The organism is Bradyrhizobium sp. 137 (assembly GCF_023074095.1).
Taxonomy (GTDB): domain Bacteria; phylum Pseudomonadota; class Alphaproteobacteria; order Rhizobiales; family Xanthobacteraceae; genus Bradyrhizobium.
The window spans coordinates 70,924-92,041 of sequence record NZ_JADPKU010000044.1; the positions used below are offsets into that span (position 1 = coordinate 70,924).

At 63.1% G+C, this 21,118-nt stretch carries 21 protein-coding genes, 1 tRNA gene and 4 pseudogenes; 13 read left to right on the top strand and 13 right to left on the bottom strand.

All coding sequences use genetic code 11. The annotated features are described in order from the left end of the window. The first annotated feature begins 95 nt into the window (after window positions 1–95). The 3 genes from IVA78_RS09510 (at window position 96) to IVA78_RS09520 (ending at window position 2,306) form a co-directional block, all read left to right on the top strand. Window positions 96–881, top strand: a complete 786-nt coding sequence (locus IVA78_RS09510) for a succinate dehydrogenase iron-sulfur subunit (RefSeq protein ID WP_247277679.1) — start codon at window positions 96–98, stop codon at window positions 879–881. Between the two features lie 76 nt (window positions 882–957). Next, complete coding sequence (locus tag IVA78_RS09515) at window positions 958–1,449, top strand: NUDIX hydrolase (protein WP_247277678.1); 492 nt, start codon at window positions 958–960, stop codon at window positions 1,447–1,449. Beyond that, complete coding sequence (locus IVA78_RS09520) at window positions 1,446–2,306, top strand: SIR2 family protein (protein WP_247277677.1); 861 nt, start codon at window positions 1,446–1,448, stop codon at window positions 2,304–2,306. Before IVA78_RS09515 ends, IVA78_RS09520 begins: the two co-directional genes overlap by 4 nt. Before the next feature lie 8 nt (window positions 2,307–2,314). Here IVA78_RS09520 and IVA78_RS34545 read toward each other — a convergent pair. Then, window positions 2,315–3,325, bottom strand: a pseudogene (locus IVA78_RS34545) (patatin-like phospholipase family protein). Between the two features lie 34 nt (window positions 3,326–3,359). Beyond that, window positions 3,360–3,593, bottom strand: a complete 234-nt coding sequence (locus tag IVA78_RS09540) for a DUF3551 domain-containing protein (protein WP_247277675.1) — start codon at window positions 3,591–3,593, stop codon at window positions 3,360–3,362. Window positions 3,594–3,733: 140 nt separating this feature from the next. Between IVA78_RS09540 and IVA78_RS09545 the strand changes: the two are divergent. Continuing rightward, window positions 3,734–3,982 (top strand): annotated as a pseudogene (locus tag IVA78_RS09545) (hypothetical protein); the annotation flags it as partial. Between the two features lie 11 nt (window positions 3,983–3,993). Here IVA78_RS09545 and IVA78_RS09550 read toward each other — a convergent pair. The 3 genes and pseudogenes from IVA78_RS09550 to IVA78_RS09560 form a co-directional block, all read right to left on the bottom strand. Then, window positions 3,994–4,963: pseudogene (locus tag IVA78_RS09550) on the bottom strand (tripartite tricarboxylate transporter substrate binding protein). A 21-nt stretch (window positions 4,964–4,984) separates the two neighbouring features. Further along, complete coding sequence (gene hisN / locus IVA78_RS09555) at window positions 4,985–5,767, bottom strand: histidinol-phosphatase (protein WP_247277674.1); 783 nt, start codon at window positions 5,765–5,767, stop codon at window positions 4,985–4,987. Window positions 5,768–6,290: 523 nt separating this feature from the next. After that, window positions 6,291–7,181, bottom strand: a complete 891-nt coding sequence (locus IVA78_RS09560) for an N-formylglutamate amidohydrolase (RefSeq protein WP_247277673.1) — start codon at window positions 7,179–7,181, stop codon at window positions 6,291–6,293. A gap of 329 nt (window positions 7,182–7,510) precedes the next feature. Between IVA78_RS09560 and IVA78_RS09565 the strand changes: the two genes are divergently transcribed. The 5 genes and pseudogenes from IVA78_RS09565 (at window position 7,511) to IVA78_RS09585 (ending at window position 9,564) form a co-directional block, all read left to right on the top strand. Beyond that, a complete protein-coding gene (locus IVA78_RS09565; RefSeq protein WP_007597092.1) occupies window positions 7,511–7,870 on the top strand; it encodes a response regulator in 360 nt (119 codons plus the stop codon). A gap of 74 nt (window positions 7,871–7,944) precedes the next feature. Then, window positions 7,945–8,019: transfer RNA gene (locus IVA78_RS09570), tRNA-Val, on the top strand. Between the two features lie 172 nt (window positions 8,020–8,191). Next, window positions 8,192–8,406 (top strand): annotated as a pseudogene (locus tag IVA78_RS09575) (DUF2945 domain-containing protein). 27 nt (window positions 8,407–8,433) lie between these two features. Then, a complete protein-coding gene (locus IVA78_RS09580) occupies window positions 8,434–8,937 on the top strand; it encodes a DUF488 domain-containing protein (RefSeq protein ID WP_346015513.1) in 504 nt (167 codons plus the stop codon). 141 nt (window positions 8,938–9,078) lie between these two features. After that, window positions 9,079–9,564: an L-2-amino-thiazoline-4-carboxylic acid hydrolase gene (locus IVA78_RS09585; protein ID WP_247417104.1), complete on the top strand. Its 486-nt coding sequence runs from the start codon at window positions 9,079–9,081 to the stop codon at window positions 9,562–9,564. Window positions 9,565–9,867: 303 nt separating this feature from the next. On the opposite strand, the gene IVA78_RS09590 is transcribed toward IVA78_RS09585, so the two are convergent. The 4 genes from IVA78_RS09590 to IVA78_RS09605 form a co-directional block, all read right to left on the bottom strand. Beyond that, window positions 9,868–10,959, bottom strand: coding sequence for an enolase C-terminal domain-like protein (locus IVA78_RS09590; protein WP_247277671.1), 1,092 nt, complete (start codon window positions 10,957–10,959; stop codon window positions 9,868–9,870). Between the two features lie 198 nt (window positions 10,960–11,157). Further along, window positions 11,158–12,381, bottom strand: a complete 1,224-nt coding sequence (locus IVA78_RS09595; RefSeq protein WP_247465140.1) for an ABC transporter substrate-binding protein — start codon at window positions 12,379–12,381, stop codon at window positions 11,158–11,160. 153 nt (window positions 12,382–12,534) lie between these two features. Next, window positions 12,535–13,464: a carboxylesterase family protein gene (locus IVA78_RS09600; RefSeq protein ID WP_346015515.1), complete on the bottom strand. Its 930-nt coding sequence runs from the start codon at window positions 13,462–13,464 to the stop codon at window positions 12,535–12,537. Window positions 13,465–13,765: 301 nt separating this feature from the next. Beyond that, on the bottom strand, window positions 13,766–14,335 hold the full coding sequence (locus tag IVA78_RS09605) for an alpha-ketoglutarate-dependent dioxygenase AlkB (RefSeq protein WP_247277668.1): 570 nt from the start codon (window positions 14,333–14,335) through the stop codon (window positions 13,766–13,768). A 79-nt stretch (window positions 14,336–14,414) separates the two neighbouring features. On the opposite strand from IVA78_RS09605, the gene IVA78_RS09610 reads away from it, so the two are divergent. After that, entirely contained in the window at window positions 14,415–14,555 is a 141-nt protein-coding gene (locus tag IVA78_RS09610) for a hypothetical protein (RefSeq protein WP_007597071.1), read from the top strand. Between the two features lie 382 nt (window positions 14,556–14,937). On the opposite strand, the gene IVA78_RS09615 is transcribed toward IVA78_RS09610, so the two are convergent. The 3 genes from IVA78_RS09615 to IVA78_RS09625 all read right to left on the bottom strand — a co-directional run bounded on the left by IVA78_RS09615 (window position 14,938) and on the right by IVA78_RS09625 (window position 18,527). After that, on the bottom strand, window positions 14,938–16,209 hold the full coding sequence (locus IVA78_RS09615; protein ID WP_247277667.1) for a DUF892 family protein: 1,272 nt from the start codon (window positions 16,207–16,209) through the stop codon (window positions 14,938–14,940). A gap of 141 nt (window positions 16,210–16,350) precedes the next feature. Continuing rightward, the gene (gene hydA / locus IVA78_RS09620) at window positions 16,351–17,805 is read right to left on the bottom strand and encodes a dihydropyrimidinase (protein ID WP_247277666.1); all 1,455 of its coding nucleotides are present in this window, start codon (window positions 17,803–17,805) and stop codon (window positions 16,351–16,353) included. Window positions 17,806–17,918: 113 nt separating this feature from the next. After that, the gene (locus IVA78_RS09625) at window positions 17,919–18,527 is read right to left on the bottom strand and encodes a TetR/AcrR family transcriptional regulator (protein ID WP_247277665.1); all 609 of its coding nucleotides are present in this window, start codon (window positions 18,525–18,527) and stop codon (window positions 17,919–17,921) included. Between the two features lie 100 nt (window positions 18,528–18,627). Between IVA78_RS09625 and IVA78_RS09630 the strand changes: the two genes are divergently transcribed. The 3 genes from IVA78_RS09630 (at window position 18,628) to IVA78_RS09640 (ending at window position 20,127) form a co-directional block, all read left to right on the top strand. Beyond that, window positions 18,628–19,323, top strand: a complete 696-nt coding sequence (locus tag IVA78_RS09630) for a PspA/IM30 family protein (protein ID WP_247277664.1) — start codon at window positions 18,628–18,630, stop codon at window positions 19,321–19,323. Window positions 19,324–19,375: 52 nt separating this feature from the next. Continuing rightward, window positions 19,376–19,651, top strand: coding sequence for a YiaA/YiaB family inner membrane protein (locus IVA78_RS09635; RefSeq protein ID WP_247277663.1), 276 nt, complete (start codon window positions 19,376–19,378; stop codon window positions 19,649–19,651). A gap of 269 nt (window positions 19,652–19,920) precedes the next feature. Then, the gene (locus IVA78_RS09640; RefSeq protein ID WP_247277662.1) at window positions 19,921–20,127 is read left to right on the top strand and encodes a hypothetical protein; all 207 of its coding nucleotides are present in this window, start codon (window positions 19,921–19,923) and stop codon (window positions 20,125–20,127) included. A gap of 61 nt (window positions 20,128–20,188) precedes the next feature. On the opposite strand, the gene IVA78_RS09645 is transcribed toward IVA78_RS09640, so the two are convergent. Next, window positions 20,189–21,034 (bottom strand): SDR family NAD(P)-dependent oxidoreductase, encoded by an 846-nt coding sequence (locus tag IVA78_RS09645; protein WP_247277661.1) that lies wholly within the window; start codon window positions 21,032–21,034, stop codon window positions 20,189–20,191. Between the last annotated feature and the right edge of the window lie 84 nt (window positions 21,035–21,118).

The window sequence follows — 21,118 nt, forward strand, 5'->3', positions numbered from 1 at the left end:
ACAGCGCCGGCATTCACGGTCGTCCTGTTCGGTCTCTCGCTGGATGATCTCCTGCAGATGCGTTGCTCTGTGCCGATCTGACGGAGGAGGTGACCATGGTGGAGTTCAGGCTTCCAAGAAACTCCCGCATCGGGAAAGGAACGGTCTGGCCAAAGCCGCACAGCAAAAGCTTGCGCGAGTTTCACATCTATCGCTGGAATCCCGACGATGGCCGCAATCCCCGGCTCGACACCTACTTTGTCGACACGACGGATTGCGGGCCGATGGTGCTGGACGGCCTGATCTGGATCAAGAACAACGTCGACTCGACGTTGACGTTCAGGCGATCCTGCCGCGAGGGCGTGTGTGGCTCATGCTCGATGAACATCGCCGGCCAGAACACGCTGGCCTGCACCAAATCCATGAGCGAGGATATTCGGGATGGTGAGCCGCTCCGCGTGCTGCCCTTGCCGCATCAGCCCGTAGTGAAGGATCTGGTGCCCGACCTGACGAACTTCTATGCGCAGCTCGCCATGATCGAGCCGTGGCTGCAGACCAGTTCGCCGACGCCCCAGAGGGAATGGCGGCAAAGCCTCGAGGATCGCGCAAAGCTCGATGGACTGTACGAGTGCATTCTCTGTGCCTGCTGCTCGACGTCGTGCCCGAGCTACTGGTGGAATTCCGAGCGCTTCCTGGGGCCGGCGGCCCTGATTCAGGCCGCGCGCTGGATCAACGACAGCCGGGACGAAGCCACCGGCGAGCGCCTCGACATGCTCGAGGACCCCTTCAGGATCTATCGCTGCCACACCATCCTCAATTGCGCCAAGGCCTGTCCGAAAGGTCTCAATCCGGGAGAAGCCATCGCCGCTCTGCGCCTCAAGATGGTCGAGCGGAAGTTCTGATCGCTGCAGACGCCACTCCGCAGACAGGAACCATGCCTGCGGCGCTTGCTTATCAATCTCCGAACGGAGGAGTTTGATGGGAAAGAAGCAGTTCGCCGCTTTGCCGTTTCGTCTGGATAATTCCGAACTGCGCGTGATGCTGATCACGACCAGGCGCAAGCGCAGATGGAGTGTCCCCAAGGGATCGCCGATGCGCAACAAGGAGCCGCACCTCACGGCTGCGCTGGAAGCCTACGAGGAGGCGGGGCTGGTCGGCATCATTGCGACACGCGCGATGGGCAGCTTCAAGCATCGCAAACGGAAGGGTGACCGCAAGCGGACCATGGACGTTGCCGTCTTTCCCATGAAGGTCCATGGTCAGGAGCGTTGGTGGCCTGAAAAAGGGGAGCGGGAAGCGACCTGGGTCTCCGCGGAAACGGCGGCGCGTCTGGTGCACAAAGCGGAGCTCCGGCGGTTGATTGCCCGCTTCGCGGCGCAAACGGAAAAGGGGTGCGTCCTCGCTGCTGAGCGGCAGGCGGGCTTTCTTGTCCAGGAACCAGCGTCCCGCGCAATCATTCAAGCTAGATGAAGCAAAGACCGACAAGGCTCGCATCTGAGGAGCGGCCGCCTCACGAAGTTCTGGCTGCGGCGATAGAACGACGCCGCGCGGTCCTGTTCGTCGGCGCCGGTGTCTCGATGGCTGTCGGATTACCATCCTGGCAGTCCCTGATCGAGCATCTGCTGGACGATCTCGGTCTCGAACGCGACGTCCTCGACGGAATGCACGGCGGCTATCAGATGCTTGCGGAGTATTACCGGCTGAAGCGTGGGGGCATCGGACCGCTCCGCAGCTGGCTCGATCGCAATTGGCGCGTCGATCCAGAGAGAATCGCCACCTCGGAGCTCCACCAGATCATCGTCGAGCTCGATTTTCCGGTCATCTACACAACGAACTACGATCGCAATCTCGAGACTGCCTTTGATGTCCTGAAAAAGCCATACGCGAAGATCAGCAACGCGAAGGAGATCGCGAGCGCTGGCGCCGGCGTCACGCACATCATCAAATTCCACGGCGACTTCGACGATGATGCCTCGCTCGTTCTGACCGAGACCGACTTTCTCAACCGGCTCGCATTCGATTCCCCGCTGGATATCCGTTTTCGCGCCGATGCTTTGGGAAGCACGCTGCTCTTCGTCGGCTACAGCATGTCCGATCCAAACATACGGCTGCTGCTGCACCGAATTTGGCAGATTTGGGATGAATCCGGGCACCGACAGGACCGGCCGAAATCCTTCGTGTTCGTCGCCCAGCGCAATCCGGTGCAGGAAGCCGTATTGGCGAACTGGGGCATCACGACCATTGCGCCGCCTGAAGGAATGGCCGCCGACGATGGTCTGACCCGGTTTCTCCTCGACGTCCGCCAGCGTATCGATCGAAGCTCCTAGAGTGATCGCTATCGCCGGCGCACGGTGCAGATCCCGTTCCGGATCGGGGCGACGCTTGCTGCATATTGCATATCCAGAAGGCCCGCCCGCCACCGCTGCGCCATCGCCGCTTCCGAAAGATCAAAGGATTTTTCGGGTCCGGCCTCCTCGCGACCCGGGCGGCAGCTCAGGAGATAGACGACGTCGTCGCAAACAAGCCCCTGCAACTCTGCGCGGAGCTGGCGGGCTTCCAGGGCATGGTCCAGGCGCTGAAATGTCTGGTTGCCGTAGGTCAGGTCGCTTTTGCGCTCGGCTGCGGCTTCGATGCCATCAGGGATTTTGCCGTCGCGCGCAAAGAGGTCGATCACATAGAGGCGAAGCGGGCTCGGGGATTCCAGGATCGGTTCAAATGGTGCGTTCAGAGAGAACCCGCCATCGCCGAGCCAGCGGCTGGCAATCTGCACTGGCGCGAACTCAGGGAGGAAGCCGCAACTGGCCAGGATGTGATCCATTTCGATCCGTTCCGACGAGGAGTCGAAGAGCACGGCGTCGCCGCTTTCGAGGTCGGTGGCGCAGATCGTGATGCGGGGATCACCGTCATTCAGGCGGTCGAAATCGACCAGCTGACGAAGGCGTTCGCGCGTCGGGCCGAGATCGTACAGGCCGCCGAAGTGAGGTGCCGGAAGCGGGAGACGGGGATGGAAGAAGCCGGCATGGCCAAGTAGGCGCGTATTGATCGAGCTCAGTCAGGCGGACAGATGACGGCGGGCGCTCGGCGGACCGGCACGACCGCCCGGTCCATGCCAATAATTACTTAGAGTCCGGATCCGATCGGCGCTCGGGCTTCCCGCGATCAGTGCGGCCGTGATCGCACCGGACGATGAACCGGCCACCCAATCGATCTGTGGCGAGAGAGAAGTGAGCGCTTCGAACGTACCGCCATGATACGCCCCGAGCCCAAGGCCGCCGGAGAAGACAACGGCGGTGAGCTGGCGCTCTGCTGTCTTGGCGCCGCTCGGCTCAGCGGCGCGGTCAGTCAAGGCGGGCCCCGGTTGTCAGTCTGATTCAGGCCGATCACCGGTATCCCCTGTGGCGGCGTGCATAGGCATGTCGAGGGTTGATGCCGCAATAGGCCTGCGTGCCCGATGCGGTCGCCATGCACTGAGCGTAGCTGGCGAACTGGCAATTGCCCGGATAGCCCCAAATGCGGCCCTGGAGGCAGTAGCGATCCTGTGCGACCGCCGTCGAAGGGCCGAAGCTCGTCACAAACGACAGGACGGCGGCAATCATCAGCAAACGATGTTTCATTGAAAATCTCCAATTTCGACAATGAACGCAGCCGGTGAGGCTGCGTTCCAAAGCGGCGCGCAGCACGCGCATCCCAGGGATTCAAGCGTGCGATTAACCTGTATGAAGCCGCTCGCGGTGGATCGCGGCTACGGTAATCGCTGCGACGTTTCGATCGGAAGCAGGATACCCGAACAGTCTTCGAGCCTCAGAACTTCAGCATCAATTTCGGTCCTCAGCATCCGGCGGCCAATGGCGTGCTGCGGCTCGTGCTCGAGCTCGACAGCGAGGTCGCCGCGCGCGTCGATACCCATATCGCATTGCTGCGTCGAGGCAGCGAGAAGCTGATAGAGGCCAAGGCATACCTCCACGCAATTCCGTATTTCGACCGGCTCGACCAACTATTTCCGGTCTGTGGGCTTTACTTCGCCGTCTCCACGCCGGCGTCCTTGATCACCTTCGCCCACTTCTTGGTCTCATCCGCGATGAAGCTGCGAAAATGCTCCGGCTCATCGCCGATCAGCGTCGCGCCTTGGGCTGCGAGCTTCTCCTTCACCGCCGGATCGGCCATCGCCTTCGTCGCAAGAGCATGCAGCGCGGCGACGATTCTCGTTCGGCGTGCCCTTGGGTGCGACCATGCCGTACCAGTTCTCGATACGTAGCGCGGGAAATCCCGTTTCCGCGGTGGTCGGCACGTCGTGCGCGGTCGGTGCGCGCTCGGCCGAGCCGACCGCAATGGGGCGCAAGGCGCCGGCCTTGACCTGCGGCAGCAGCACCGGCAGGTCGAGGAACGTCATCTGCACCTGCTGTCCCAGCAGATCATTCACCGCCGGCGCGGCGCCGCGATACGGCACGTGCACGATGTCGATCTTCGCCGTCAACTTGAACAGCTCGCCGGCGAGATGCGGCAGGCTGCCGGGGCCGGAGGAGGCGAAGTTGAGCTTTCCCGGCTGCGCCCTGTCGAGCGCAATCAACTCGCCGATGTCCTTGGCGGGCACGTTGGTTGCGACCACCAGCATTTCCGGCACGGTCGCAACCAGCGTCACCGGCGTGAGGTCGTTGAGCGTGTCGTAGGCGACCTTCTCCATGCTCGGGCTGATCGCCAGCGCGCCGGCTGAGGAGATCGCGACGGTGTAGCCGTCGGGCGCGGCCTTGGAGACGGCGTCAGTGCCGAGCACGCCGCCCTGGCCACCGCGATTGTCGATCAGCACCGGCTGCCCCGACAGTTCCGACATGCGCTGGCCGATCACCCGGGCGATGATGTCGTTGGGACCGCCGGCCGGGAACGGCACGATCAGCTTGATCGGCTTGGCCGGAAAATTCTGCGCGGAGGCGAGTGTCGGCAGCAGAAGCAGGAACAATCCGAGGAGCAGCCTGCGTGAGACGGTCATGCAAGCCCTCCGCTCGCGTTGTTATTGGTTCAATAGCTTGAGTGCTTCTTCGTGGACCCTGGGGTCGCCGGCCGCAATGATGCGGCCGCCACCCTGGGCCGGCTTGCCTTCCCACGTGGTGACGATGCCGCCGGCGCCGGTCACGATCGGGATCAGCGCCGCGATGTCGTAGGGCTTCAGCTCGGTCTCGACCACGAGGTCGACATGGCCGGCCGCGAGCATGCAATAGGAGTAGCAGTCACCGCCATAGCGCGACAGCCGCGCGCCCTGCTCGATGCGGCCGAAGATGGCGCGGTCGCGCTCGTTCATCAGCAGCGGGCTGGTGGTGTAGGTCGTGGCTTGCGAGAGCGAGGTGCAGCGGCGGACCTGGAGCCGCCGCTCGCCGGAGGGGCCCTTGTAATTGGCCGAGCCGTTGTCGCCGGAGAAGCGTTCGCCGATGAAGGGTTGGTGCATCATGCCGAACACCGGCGCGCCCTTGTGCAGCAGCGCGATCAGGGTGCCCCAGATCGGAAAGCCGCCGATGAAGGACTTCGTGCCGTCGATGGGGTCGAGCACCCAGACATAGTCGGCGTCGTCGCGCTCATTGCCGAACTCCTCGCCGACGATGCCGTGCTGGGGGAAGCTGGCCTTGATCAGCCGCCGCATCACTGCCTCCGCGGCGCGATCGGCTTCCGTCACGGGATCGAAATCCTTGGTTTTGCTCTTGTCGTCGACCGACAGTGAGGTGCGGAAGAACGGCAGGATGGTTTCGCCCGAGACGGTGGCGAGCCGTCCGATGAAAGCTGAGAAGTCGATCACCGTCACGGCGTATCCTCAAAAGCGAAAGTCGAATGAAGCTCGCTTCTGCCTAGCTCAAATCGGCAGAATCTTGCAGCGCTGTCTTTAAATGCTCCCTGGTATTTTGAATGCCGCAGCCGGCTGCCTTATCTCAGTCATCTCTTGGCCAAATATCGATCACAGCGTTGAAAACTTAGTTCCAATCATGCCTCGTTCGTATGCAAACATCTATCAACCCATTGAATTCTCTTATTAAAGAAAGTGAATCTGGGTTTCCATAGAAGCAACTGAGCCATGTGTGTTTTGCATGGGAAATCGCTCAAAAGCCCTTGCACTTTGTGCGGCGCGGTCGCATATTGTTGCGGTGCGGTAGCGCTTTGCGTTACCGCTGCCCTCCTTGGGCGTTTCCTCCCTAGACTTGGGCCGCTTCTTCATCAGAAGCGGCCCTTTTTTCTTTCCGGGTCTGCTTTCGTTTTCAGCGCGCGGCGCTGCGCAGCGAAACGCGCGCGCCGTTGCTCATGGCACGGATCGTTCGGGGAAAAATCCAAGCCTATTCCGCTGCGGCCTGGAACGGGCCGAGATCGCCGAACGGGATCGTGGCCGCCAGCACGTCGGCGAGGATGGCGAAGTCGCTTGCGACTTGCGCAAAGCGCGGACCGCGCTCGCGCCGCCGTTCGTCCATGTAGATCGCGCGATTGAGCTCGAGCTGCACCGCATGCAAGCCGCTTGCGGGGTTGCCGTAATGCTCGGTGATGAAGCCGCCGGCATAGGGCTTGTTGCGGCCGATCGAATAGCCGAGCCCCGTCATGGTCTCCTCGATGCGGTCGGGAAGCAGCGGCGTGCAGCTCGTGCCATAGCGGTCGCCGATCACGATGTCGGGCCGGCGCGGCTCGTCGCGGGAGACGCCGACCGATGGCATCGAGTGGCAGTCGACCAGCACCACGGTGCCGAACATCTGGTGTACCTTGTTGATCAGCCGACGCAGCGCGCGGTGGTAGGGCTTATACAGCGTCTCGATGCGCCCCAGCGCGTCGTCGACCAGGATGCGGTCGCGGTAGATCTCCTGTCCGTCACCGACCACGCGCGGAATGGTGCCGAGGCCCCCAGCGACCCGCATCGAGCGGGTATTGGCAAAGCTCGGCAGACGGCCGGTGAACATGCGCGGGTCGAGCTCATAGGGCTCGCGGTTGACGTCGACATAGGAGCGGGGAAAGTTGACCCGCACGGTGGGAAAGCCGCGATCGCTCAAATGGCCGATCAGCTCGTCCATGAAGGAATCTTCGGACCGCCGCAGCGTCGGCAGGTCGATCCTGGAGGCGCTGAGGAATTCGTCCGGATAGGTCGAGCCGGAATGGGGCGAGTTGAAGATGACCGGGGCACGCCATTGCGCGGGCTCCACGATCTCGAAGGCTGGCGACGTCGCGCCGTCAAACCGGGTCATCTTCTCAGGCTTCGTCCCTTCGCGCCGGGATCTGGCGTGGTCCAGATCGCATTGATTCGGCCGATCGAGCGGCTCTTATGTGTCGTCATTGTCCGGAATCGCAACCATTCTGCCAAGCGAAAAGATGCGATGGACGTTGGAACACGTCTTAACCGTGCGGGCAGGGAGGCGGGGATGCGGTGGCGGCTCGATTGATTCGAACTGCATTCCGGTTCACAAGGGACCGGCAGTGGCAGCCGTCTCAGGGTTAAGATTTTCACCCCAAATTTACCCTCTGTCGGGCTTAGTGACCTCTGCTGATATCCTCTGGGGATTCGACGTTTCCTGCCATGCCAAAGATACTGCTCGCCGAAGACGACAACGACATGCGCCGCTTCCTGGTCAAGGCGCTGGAAAACGCTGGTTTTCAGGTCTCGTCCCACGACAACGGCATGGCCGCCTATCAGCGGTTGCGGGAAGAACCGTTCGAGATGCTGCTGACCGACATCGTGATGCCGGAGATGGACGGCATCGAGCTCGCCCGCCGCGCCTCGGAACTCGACCCCGACATCAAGATCATGTTCATCACCGGCTTCGCCGCGGTCGCCCTGAACTCGGATTCGGACGCCCCCAAGAATGCCAAGGTGCTGTCCAAACCCGTCCATCTGCGCGAATTGGTCAGTGAAGTGAACAAGATGCTGGCGGCCTGAATCGGCCCCCTTCCGTCCTTGCACAGGCTCCCCTGAGCCGTTATAGGGACCCCACCCGATCTAGACGACCTCTAGGGCACGTAGCTCAGCGGGAGAGCACTACCTTGACATGGTAGGGGTCACAGGTTCGATCCCTGTCGTGCCCACCATCCTTCGCTCGCGAAGCGAGAGAAGGATGCCACGCCGAAGCCCCAAGGGCGCAGGCGGGCTTATCGCCGCGAGCTACGGCTCGGCAAGCCACGATTCAACGTATCCTAACGCGAAGCGTAGACGGGCTGGGGTGTCCTTGGAACAGTCCGATGCCATCGATATTGGTCCGCCATGCCGAAAACCTTCAAGCGCGGCGATCACGTCAGTTGGAATTCGGAGGCCGGCCGCGTGCGCGGCCGTATCCTGCGCGCGCACACCGAGGACGTCGACTACAAGGGCTACGTCCACACGCTACGCCGGACGATCCGCAATACGAGATCAAGAGCGACCAGACCGATCACGTCGCCCTGCACAAGGGCAAGGCGTTGCGATTGTTGCAGAGCTGACGAACGTGAGGTGAGCAAGGCATCCCCATGGCTCATCCCTTCTTCACCATCGGCCATGCCACGCGTTCGATTGGGGAATTCGTCGAGTTGCTCCGAGGCAGCTCGATCACATATCTGGCCGACGTTCGCACCGTTCCCCGCTCGCGCACCAATCCGCAGTATAATCGCGACACGCTGCCGCAGTCGCTCGCGGCCGTTTCGATCGGCTACGAGCATATCGCCTCGCTCGGCGGCCTGCGCAGCCGCAAGCGCGAGGTGCCGCGCGAGACCAATGCTTTCTGGCAGAACGGCAGCTTTCACAATTATGCGGACCATGCCATGAGCGCGGCCTTTCACCATGGTCTCGCTCATTTGCGCGATCTCGGGCAGACGCAGCGCTGCGCCATCATGTGCGCGGAAACATTGTGGTGGCGATGTCACCGACGCATCATCACCGATTATCTGCTCGCCGCCGGGGAAACCGTGTTTCACATTCTGGGACCAGGGCAGGTCAATCCGGCCGAGATGAATCCGGCGGCGCGTCATGGCTGACGGCAGCTTGGTCTATCCTGCGGAAAGTTAGCCAATCGTCCCTATCGCGGCTATTCTTGCCGCAGTCGTAGATCCTCTGCGGTGATGGTCTTCACCGTCACTCATAAATCTACGGCCTTGATCCAAGACGCGAGGCTGCCCATGAGCGTGTCCGTCATCGAACAGGCAAAAATCCAGGCGCAGGTGCTGGTGCCGCTGGTCAAGGCATTGCAGGCCGAACTCGGCGAGGCGCGCGCCAACACGCTGGTGCGCAAGGCGCTCGGCGATCTCTATCGCGGCTTCGGCGAGGAATTCTGGAAATCGAAGAACCTGAACAAGGACGAGACAGACCTCGGCCAGGCGGTCGCGTCCGCCTTCAAGACCTATGCCCGCGGCGACGCGCTCGCCTATGACGTCATCGAGCAGTCGAAAGACGTCTTCGCCTTCGATGTGAAACGATGCGCCTATGCCGAGTTCTACAAGGCGCTCGGCGAGCCCGAGCTCGGCTTCCTCCTGATCTGCACCGCCGACTTTGCGACAGCAGATGGCTTCGGCCCTGACATCACGCTCACGCGCACGCAGACCATCATGCAAGGCGCCGATCATTGCGACTTCCGCTACCGGCGCGACTCCGGTGAGCGCCGGTGAAGGGAGCGCCTCTCACGCAGACGCGTCTTCCACACATCGAGATCAGCCAGGTGAACCAGCGGCGACGACGTGCGCGCCGTTGACGTCCCTGAAGTCGATCTGGGTCCTGATCGCGGAATGCGGCATCGGCTAACTCGACCTCGGAGATGAACATCACTCGTCCACGAAGATATTCTCCAGCATCAAGGGATCGCCCTTGAGGGCGACGACCCGAGCTCTTAGTTGAATTCGCGCGAAGGGCAGCCCGCCGACTTTCGCAAGCTCGATCTCGCCGCCGAGCGCCGTTACCCGCGGTAGGCGCGATTAGCTGACGAGATATTTGGTGACTGCCGCCTCGTCCCACGCAATCCCGTTGCCGGGCTCCTCGCTCGGCAACGCAAAGCCGTCCTTGATCGCGAGGCGCGTCGACAGCACCGCGTCCGCCCAGTCGACATATTCCAGCCAATGTGCGGTCGGCGTCACGCACAAGAGGTGCGCGCTGACTTCCGAGAACAGATGCGTCGATATCTCGATGCCGGCGGCGTGTGCCAGCGAGGCAGCGCGCAGCCAGCCGGTGACGCCGCCGATGCGCTGGACGTCGGGCATCACGTAGTCGCAGGCTTCTGCGGAGAGTGCCGACTGCATCGCAAATGCGCTGTCGAAGTTCTCGCCGATCTGGACCGGCGTATGCAGCGCGTCCGCAATGCGGGCGCAGCCCGAATAGTCGTCGTGGCGGATCGGCTCCTCGATCCAGCTCAAGCTCTCGTCGTCGAGCATCTCGCCGCGGCGGATGGCTTCCGTGACCGTCAGCGCCTGATTGTAGTCGCACATCAGCGTCACCTGATCGCCGACGGCCTTGCGCACCGCGCGCACGACGGCGAGATCCTCCCGCGCATCGGGCCGGCCGACGCGGATCTTTGCCGCCCGAAAACCCTCGGCCAGCAGCTTGTGCGCTTCATCCACCGCCGCGCCTGCAGGCATGAGGCCGAGCCCCTTCGAATTGTAGGCCTTGACCGGCTTCGGCGCGCCGCCGAGCAGGCGGGCCAGCGGCAGGCCGCGTGTGCGCGCGAGAGCGTCCCAGGCCGCCATGTCGATGCCGGATTGCGCCAGCCGTTGCAGGCCGGCGAGGCCCAGCAGCGTGAAGCGCTGGGACAGCTTGCGCTCGATCTCGAACGGCAGCAGTTCGTCGCCGGCGACGAGGTCTGACATCTCCGTGACCATGGCGGTCAACGGCTTCAAGGCCGACGGCGTGATCGAGAACAGATAGGCGTGGCCGCGCACGCCCTGGTCGGTCTCGCAGTCGATCAGCACCAGCGGCGCTTTTGCGATTGCCCCCGTCGAGGTCTGGAGCGGCAGGTTCATCGGCACGATCACCGGCCGCGCATGGAAGCGCCTGATGCGGATAGTCTCGGTCATGGGTCTCTCCCGGCGGAGCGGATGCAGGAAGGCGCCGATCTTAAGCATTCGCGATCAAACGAAAAGGTGCCTGTTGCGACTCTCATAAAACGCAGAGCGATTATGAAGCGGTCGAGGCGCGCGCTGTGGCTGCCGCCAAGATCATATGCGATAGGCCTGCCTTCTGCGGGGATGGGTAGCCCAGCGGTGCGCGTGAGCTCACCGCGCCGCGCCTTCCGTGAAGGCGGTCTCGATCACGTCGCCAAAAGGCTGCCAGGAGCGGCCGTCGAACTGGACGAGCCGCATCTGCTTGATCGGCAGATAGCTATTGGGCGAGGTATTCATCCTGATGTCGGGCAGCGCAACGGAGGGGTGATGACCCCTAATCGACGCCGCCTGACGCATGATGTTCTCGCGCGAGAAGTCGTCGCCGCATTGCTTCAGGACGAGCGTCAGCGCCTCGGCCGCGGCGTAGCCAAAGACGGCCGCGCTGTTGTTCGTGCTTTCGACTTGATGGTATTTGTCCATGAAGGCAAACCATTCCTTCATGGCGGAATCGTCCTTCCATGCGGGATCGCTCGGATCCTTCAGAAAGGCCGCGGAGATCACGCCGGCGGAGTTCTCCAGGCCCGCTGGCGCCATTGCATTGGCGATCGAGGCGGAGGCATCGTTTATGATGAACACCGGATGCCAATTAAATGAGGCCGCCAGCTTGATCACCTTGGAGGCCGTCGACGGCACGCCGAGAAAGACGAAGATGTCGGCGCCCGCGCGCTTGAGAATCGAGACGTGCCCCTCGAGATGCTCGTCGGCAATGTCGAAGGCGATGTCGACGAGGACATGACGGTTCAAATCGCCAAGGCCCTCCTGGACGCCCTTGTAGAGCATGCGCCCGAACTGGTCGTTCTGCCAGAGCACCACGATCTTCTTCCGGGGATAATAGGCTTGGATGTAGTTGGCGTAGATGCGCCCCTCCGACCGGAACGACGGCTGCCAGCCCATGGTCCAGGGAAACGCGCTTGGCTGGCTCAGCTCCTCGTCGCCGGAGGCGACGAACAATTGCGGGATCTTCTTCTCGTTCAGATACCAGCGCGTGGCGAGATTGCCGGGCGTGCCGAACGACCCAAACATCAAGTGCACATCGTCGGTCTCGACCAGGTTGCGCGTCAGCTCCAGCGCAGTCGCCGGATCGGAATTGTCGTCGCGCGAGATGAAGCGGATCTTGCGGCCGTTGATGCCGCCGCGCGCGTTGATCATGTCGAAATAGGCGGCCTCCGCCTGGCCGATGGCGCCGAACTCCGACAGCGGTCCCGAATACGGCATGACATTGCCGATGCGGATTTCCTTGTCGGTCGTGGGTTGCTCCGCACGTTGCTGCGACATCGCCCCGAGGGAGGCGTAGGCGACGATCAAAACGAAGGATAGTCTGCCGGTGACGCGCATGGTCGGCACCTCGACGTTGGCCCCGGAGAGGTCGGCTCGATCCCCACCAAGGCTGGTTGGTGTAGGTCAAGCGTTTGGCGATCGTATGGCTTGATCGCCCGCTTCAACGCAGCGCAGGGACCGAATGAAATGGCAGCCCTGCTGTCACGCCCTCTACGGCAGTCCCCGCGCCTCGAGCTGATGCACCAGCAGCAGCGTCGGCTCGGCGAGGCTGTCGCCGGAGCCGTCGAGGCCGAAGGCGCTCGCGATGCCGTCGCGGCTGCGCAGCAGCGCGCTGCGAGGGCAATGGCCGGCGCCGCAGAGCGTCTTCTTCAGGGTCTCGCCCTGCGCCACAACACCGGCGGAATCGTCCGCGGCCCAGGCCAGCACGATCGGCACGTCGACATTGAGGATGCCGGGGAAGACCGAGCGCTTGTTATATTGGCTGGCGTCGCTGCCGAGATACGCCTTCTCGCTGTCGCTGGCGTCCTTGCCCGCACGGTAGATGCCGGACACCAGGATCACGGCGGCCACATCGGCGCGGTCGGCCTGAAGCTCGGGATGCGCCAGCAGGGTGGCGACATGGAAGGCGCCGGCGCCGTAGCCGACCGCGACGATCTCGCGGGCATCGCCGTTGAACAGGTCGATATTGCCGTGGACCCAGGACAGCGCCGCCGCCACGTCGCTCGCGCCGGCGGGCCAGGTCGCGCCGGGCGCCAGGCGATAGCCCACGCGGACCCCGATCATGTCATTGCGCGCGGCAAAGCACATCGCCTGGTCCTGGATCTGGCGAGCCAGCTCCGGCGCGGCGCGGTCGCCGGTGAAGGAGTCGCCGGCCACGAACAGCAGCACCGGCCGCGGGGTATCCGCCTTGGTCGCGCTGGTCGCGACGTCGAGCACATTGGCCTCGCTCTCGCCATAGCGCAAACCGCGCGAGAAGGTAACCTGCTCGCACAGCCGCGCGGTGCCGCCGGCGGTCGTGTCGGAGTCGGTGAGGCCCACTTGGACGAGATCGGACGGCGGCGACAGCCGCGCCGGCAAGGGTCCGTGCGCGGAGGCCGAGGTCATGGTCAGAGTTAGGAAAAATGCCAGATAATTCTTCATGGTGATGCCGGCCTTGCGTGCCTCATATTGGCTTGCCGGTTTGGCCTGTCTATTCAATTCGCCCCATTAGTTGGCTCGGCTTGAGGCGATTTCACGGCACCTCGGTCGGCACGGGACGGGCATCCAGCCCGGCCTGCAGCCGCTCTTGGCACGCAAGTTGGCGGGCCGCGGGACGATTGCGCGGCGCAGCCGTTTTATCTCGATCTGTCAAGCCGTTGCCCAGCGCCGCAAAGCCTCGAGCCGGAAACGGCTTTCTACTGTGCATGGGGTTGTTTTCGCAGTTTTTGTTTTGGACCGCCCGTCAGGCCCGCTTCATGGTCCGGAAGGTGATCGAATAGCGGCGCGCCTCGACTGGCGGAATGCTGTGCTCCCATTGCGACCGTGCCTCGCCGTCCATCATGTAGAGCGAGCGCGGCATGGCTTCGAGCGTGTGACGCTCCCATCGGTCGCCGTTGCGGCGGCGAAAGCGGAATTTGCAGGGCGCGCCGAGCGACAGGCCGAGGACCTTGTCGAAATGCGGCTTGTCGCGGTGCCAACCGATGCCGACGCCAACCTCATATTCGGTGCAGAGCACCTGCCGGATGTCGCCCGACGGCAGACCCGCCCACGCCTCGACCTGGCGCGCGACGGGCGCCACCCAGTCCGGGATTGGCTCCGCCTCGGCCAGTCGTTGCAGGGAGTAGTCGTAGCGATAGCCGAACGAGGCCACCCGGCGATTGCCCTCGAAGACGCCGAACTGGAAGCGCTGGAGCGGCAATGCCGCGATGCGGCCGATCAAGGCCTGCTCGTTGGCCGCCTCGATAAAATCGTCCGTGTAGCGAAGCCCAGCGGGCCCTTCCTGCGGTTCTGCGAACAAGCCTAGCTGCGTCATTCCTCGCACGTCCGTGATGGAACCTAATTGCGGCTGATGCGACTTACATAGGACGCGGGGAGTAATGTGCGAGGCCGTCATGGCAGAGAAGCATACCGCCGATCCGGCAGAGATCATGCGGGCGACCGGTCATCCGGAGCTGGAATATGCCGCCGGCTGGACCATCGCCGGTCTGGTCACCATCGGCACCATCGTCGCCGCCTGGGTGTTCGCCATCTAGGCTACAGGGAATAGGCGACTGGGAATTGAAGTTCGAAAGCCGCGGCCCTGGTCGGCCGGCTTGAGCCGGATCGCCATGGCTCGCCATTACCGCGAGTGCCATCGCCAAGCCCATCCTGGTGCCACCCTGTTGCGGGCGGCTGGTGCAGAAGGCGTCGAAATCCGCTCGCGGTTGCGCAAGAAGATCGGTTCGGCGCAGGGTCGATTGCGGCATAGTTGAACAGCACCGGCACGTAAGCAGTTCGATCGTCAAGAGCGTCATCGACGGCGCGATCCACTCGCCAAAGAACAGCCAGTCAGCCAGCGCAGTACGAGGAGCAGCGCGTACCGCCCCCGTAGAGGGGGCGGTTGAACTCAGTGCGCACACGCGTTGGGCTGGCTTCCTATTCGGCCTGCTCCAGTGCGGCGGGCATCTTCGCCACCGACATCAGCGACCGCGCCACCTGATTGAGCAGGAGATCGGCATTCTCTTCTTCGGCGAGCGATTTCGAGAGCAAAGCGACGACCGCGCTGTGACGGAGCTGCTGGGCCAGATTGCGTGCCGTGGTATAGCCGGACATCTCGTAATGTTCGACGCGTTGAGCCGCTGAGATCAGCGCGAGGTCGGCGGCTGCGTCTTCCTTCTCTTCGCCTTCCTTCATGACCTCCTGGCCTTCCTCGATCAGCCCCATCATGCCTTTGCAAGGCTTGGCCCGAGCGTTCTCGCCGAGGAGCTCGAAGCATTCGTTGATGCGTTCGACCTGGTTCTCGGTCTCGGCGAGATGCTGCTCGAACAGTTCCCGCAACTGATCGAAACGCGCGGCCTGCGCCATCTTCGGAAGCGCCTTGGTCAACTGCTTCTCGGCATGGAGAATGTCACGCAGCTCGTGAAGCAGAAGATCGGTCAGGCCGGCTTCGTCGACGGGCGGCGAGCTCTCCGTGACGATCGATGTGGCAGCGCCGGGCTCCGCGGACTGCAGTGCCGGGGACTCGGTGAACACCCAGTCTTCGCCTTCGTTCCACGGACCGCGGGTGTCGATTTCGCCGTGGTCACCGCTGCCGGTGGAGTCGTTGAAGTACTGGTTCACGAGGCCAGGCGTCGGAGCAATCCGGCCGACACTGAAGGCCGGTTTGGACAGGCTTTCGAGTGCGCGCGCGAACGCCTTCATATGCGTAATCTCTCGCGTCATCAGGAATTGTAGTGCGTCTTTGCTGCCGGCGTCGTCGCAGAAATTGATCAGACGCTCGTAGACGATCTTGGCTCGCGCTTCGGCGGCGATGTTGCTGCGCAGGTCGACGTCGAGCTCGCCGGTGATCTTGAGATAGTCGGCGGTCCAGGGATTCCCCTGCGAATTGAACAGATTGACGCCACCGCCGCCGGCAATTGCAATGAGCGGATCGGCTTCCGCCGCCTGACGGTCGTTCTTTGAAGGCGCAAGATGCATCCGCGCCAGGCAGCCGACGACCTCGAGATGACTAAGCTCTTCGGTGCCGATATCCATCAAGAGGTCTTTGCGGTCGGGGTCCTCGCAATTCAGCCCCTGAATCGAATATTGCATCGCGGCCGCGAGTTCGCCATTGGCGCCGCCGAACTGCTCGAGGAGCATATTGCCGAAGCGCGGATCGGGTTCGTCGACGCGCACGGTGAACATCAGCTTTTTGACGTGGTGATACATGGAGGGCTCGCGCTCTGGAAGGAAAGATACGCGACAACGAGACGTCCGGACGTTCGTTCCTAAGCCCTCTCCAAGATTCAAGCTGTAGTTGCCCGAGACATTGCCGCAGAAGCGATAGCCCTGATCTCGCGGCGAGGAGTGTTACGGCGTCACCGCGCCGCGTTCGACCGCGGGCGGGGCGGTGAGCTTCTTCCAGGTCGAATTGGCCAGATGCACCGGCGAGAATGGCGGCCGCTCGACATAACGGCCGTCGCCTGCCTTGGCGCGCAGATCGCCATCTTTCCAGACGATGCGGCCACGGGACAACGTCGCGGCCGATCCGCCGGTGCAGGAAAAGCCCTCGAACACGTTGTAATCGATCCGACTCATCTGCCGCTTGGCACTGATGGTCCTGGTTGCCTTGGGATCCCACACCACGATGTCGGCGTCCGATCCGGCGGCGACGGCGCCTTTCCGCGGATAAATGTTGAGGATGCGGGCGATGTTCGCCGAAGTCACCGCGACGAATTCTTCCCTAGTCAGCCGCCCGGTGGCGACGCCCGCGGTCCACAGCAGCGCAAGGCGGTCTTCGAGCCCGCCGGTGCCGTTCGGGATCTTCCTGAAGTCGCCGAGGCCGAACCGTTTCTGCGCAATGGTGAAGGCGCAATGGTCGGTCGCGACGACCTGGAGCGAGCCGGCTTGCAGGCCGGCCCACAGGCTGTCCTGATGCGATCTGTCGCGGAACGGCGGTGACATCACGCGCTGGGCGGAGTGATCCCAGTCCTTGTTCTGGTACTCGCCGGCGTCGAGCAACAGGTGCTGGATCAGCGGTTCGCCATAGACGCGCTTGCCGGCCGCGCGCGCCCTTGCAATCGCCTCATGCGCTTCGCGGCAGCTGGTGTGCACGATGTAGACCGGCGTGCCCGTCATGTCCGCGATCATGATCGCGCGGTTGGTGGCTTCGCCCTCGACCTCCGGCGGTCGCGAGTAAGCGTGGCCTTCGGGGCCGGTGACGCCGCGTGCGATAAGCGCCTCTTGCATCAGGGCGACGACGTCGCCGTTCTCGGCATGGACCACCGGCATGGCGCCCAGATGAGCGCAGCGCGCGAACGAGTTGTAGAGCTCGTCATCGTTCACCATGAGCGCGCCCTTGTAGGCCATGAAATGCTTGAACGTGTTGATGCCGTAGGTTTTGACCACGGTCTCCATCTCGTCATGGATTTGCTTCGACCACGATGTCACCGCCATGTGGAAACCATAGTCGGCGGCCGCCTTCTCGGATTTGCGGCGCCAGTCCTGATACGCCGCGAGCATCGACTGGCCGTGATCGGGCAGGCAGAAATCCACCACCATCGTGGTGCCGCCAGCGAGCGCCGCTTTGGTTCCCGATTCGAAATCGTCGGCGGTGACGGTGCCCATGAACGGCATTTCGAGATGGGTATGCGGATCGATGCCGCCCGGGATGACGTAGGCGCCGCCGGCGTCAATCACTTCAGCGCCCGCGGGTGCATCGAGTGAGGCCCCGACCGCGACGATGGCCTCGCCGTCGATCAGCACGTCAGCACGGCGCGAACAATCGTGATTGACGACGGTGCCGCCGCGGACGAGGAGGGGCATAGAGAACTCCGGGGTGGGGCGAGGGGATAGGGCTCCGTGAAGGCTAAGCGCGGCAATCGCGATGCGACAGGCGAAATTTTAGTCAGCCACCGCCAACGGTTTCGCCGCTGCCTCTACTCTGCGAGGGCGACTAGCCCAACCAGCATTGCGCGTACGAGGCCTGCGATTTCCTTGCGCAGCGCCGGCAGGGGTACGGCGACCAGCTTCTGTTCCAACCCCAGCGCCACCATGCCATGGACCGCCGAGAACAGGCTGCGCGCGGTGATGCTCAGTTCTTCCGGGCTGCGCTTTGGAAGCAGCGCGGACAGCGGCTGGTAGATGTGGCGGAACAGCTGCATCTGGTCCTCGATCGACCAGTCCGGGACGATCTTGTCGGCCTCCATGCGGTGCTCGAACAGCGCGCGCCAGAGCTGGAGATTTTCCGCGGCAAAATCACAATAGGCGATCGCGATGCGGACCAGGGCTTCTTGTGGCGATGGCTCGCCCGCGCTCTCAGCGGCGCTGAGCGCCTTGTCGAGCCGAAGCAATGTGCGCGAGCCGACGCGCAGGATCAATTCGTCGACGTCGGCGACGAGATTGTAGACCGCGCCATTGGCGCAGCCGATCTCGCGGGCGAGATCCCGGGTCTTCAGGCCAGCCAATCCCCGTTCAGCGATCATTCGTTCCGCCGCAAGAACTAGGTCTGATCGCAATTTCTCTCGACGTTCCAAGATCTTAGACATCGCCTACCAAGTTCGTGAGCGTCGCTCATAAATTTCTTGAGCAACGCTCAAGATATGCTAGAAAGCATATGTGAGCAACGCTCATAACAGGGAGCAACAAATGTTCAAGACCGTGGTGACCCTTTTCCGCGGCAGCGTGGCCGCTGCGGGCGAGGAGCTGGAAGACCGGACCGCCCTACTCATCCTCGATCAGCAGATGCGTGATGCGGCCGCGGCCGTCGAGCGCAGCAAGCGCACGCTGGCGCTGGCGATCGCGCAGGACCAGCAGGAGGGCCGCAAGCTCGAAGCGACGAATGCCCGCATCGCCGATCTCGAGACCCGCGCCGTTGCGGCGCTCGACGGTGGCCGCGACGACCTCGCCAAGGACGCGGCGGAAGCCATCGCGAGCCTTGAGGCCGATCGCGATGCGTTGATGACGGCACGCGCGCTGTTCGCGACCGAGATCGTGCGGTTGAAGCGCCATGTCGCCAGCGCGCAGGCTCGCATCACCGAGCTCGATCGCGGCCGCCGCATTGCCCGCGCATCGGAAGCGGTGCGCTCGCTTCGTCGCAGTGGCATCGAGGCTGCACGACCCTACGAATCCACGCTGCCGGAGGCGGAGGGCACGTTGAGGCGTTTGCGCGAGCGGCAGATGGAGGCCCAGGCCGCCGACGATGCCCTGGTGGAGCTCGACGCGACCACCGGTCCGCTCGCCACTGCCGAGAGACTCGCCGAACAGGGCTTTGGCCCGCGGCTCAAGACGACGGCAGACGATGTGCTGGCGCGGCTGAAGTCCAAGCGCATGCCGACTGCCTGATCTCAACCCCAACTTCCCGAACCAATCATCATTCGAACAACAGGAGACCACCATGAACCAGAACGGCCAGCCGCACAGCAGCGCTTGGGTGAGCTTCACTTACGCGTCCTTCGCAGCCTCGGCTTTCCTCGTCGGCATCGGCATCTTCTTCCTGCCGATCGACCTCTGGATGAAGGGCTATCTCACCATGGGCATCGTCATGCTGATCCAGACCTGCATCACGCTGACCAAGACCGTGCGCGACAATCACGAGAGCAGCCGCCTCGTGAACCGCATCGAGGACGCCAAGGCCGAGCGGCTGCTGATGGAGGTGTCCAAGGCGGCTTGAGGAGAGAGGCGCGGAAGAGGAGCGCTGTATGGCGGCGGCTGATGCTGAGCATCCGCCCCCGCCGTATCTCCGGTCATTTGCAACAATCGTGGCATCGCCCGCAAAATGCAGTCGAACCATGATGGCGGGTGTTGCGCTCATATGTTGCCGAGATCCTTTACATGCTGAGGCTTGTTACCTGGTTGTCCAGGTCAGAGCAGGCTTTGCCGATTGTGATTTGAACGCAGGTGCGATATGGCTCTCGCGCTTTCCAGAGGCGGAGACGAGCATTGTCGAAACAATCGTTGCGTGAGGAGGCCGAGCGCCTGATCCGCGAATCGATGGAAAAGAGAACCATCGTCGTCAAGCAGGGCACCACCCGCATCGAGGCCGTCTGCGGCAAGTGCGGCGCGCCGAACCGGGTGCAGGCGGAAAAGGGCCAGACGCGCGTCAAGTACGCCTGCAAGGATTGCGGGCACAAGCAAGAGACGCTGTAAGCGGGTTATCTGATCTCACCGTGCTGTCGCGCTCCAGCTCCTCAGCATGAGGGTCTGATAGTCAGTCGCCCTCCACAAACGTCTTGAACGCATCGGCGTAATCCGGGTGCCACCGCGACAGCGGCGGGCGGTTCTCGATGATGTCGCCGGCGGCCCACAGCATGCGCTTCTCGTCGAGTGCGCGCGGCACGTCGTTGTCCGGGCACAGGATGTAGAAGTCGCCGGCCTCGATCCGCGCCAGCATGAAGTCGACGGTCTGCTCCGGCGTCCAGGCGCCTGCGGGCTTCTCGGTGCGGCCTTTCGCGGTGAGGCCGGTGAAGACGAAACCGGGGATGAGCAGATGCGCGGTGATGTGGCAGTCCTTCGTGTTACGCAGCTCGTGCTGGAGCGCTTCCGTAAAAGCTTTCACGCCGGCCTTGGAGACATTGTAGGCGGGATCGCCCGGCGGGGTGGTGATGCCTTGCTTCGATCCGGTGTTGATGATGAGGCCTGGTTTACCGCGCGCGATCATGCCAGGTGCGAAGATGCGCGAGCCGTTGATGATGCCCCACATGTTGACGCCGATGATGCGCTGCCAATTGTCCGGCCCGGCGAACAATGTGCTGCCGGGCTGGATGCCGGCATTGTTCATCAAGATATCGGTGCCGCCGAAGCGTTCGCCTACGGCATGTTCGAGTTCCGTCACGCTCTCGGCCTTGCTGACATCGGCGGCAAACGTCATCACATTCGCAGCACCTGCGATGGATGAGAGTTTTGTTGCGGCCTCGGCCAGCCGCACCTGATCGACATCGGCGATGCACAGCTTCATGCCGGTGCGCGCAAACGCCGCGGCGGCGGCAAATCCGATCCCGGACGCGCCTCCTGTGATCACGGCAACGTTGTCTTTGATGATGGCGGGATGTGACATGGCGGCCTCCGGCGAAGCTACGTTGCGTTCCGCCGCGTTATAGCACGTGTCTCGTGCGACCCTGCACAACTCGGCATGGGAGGT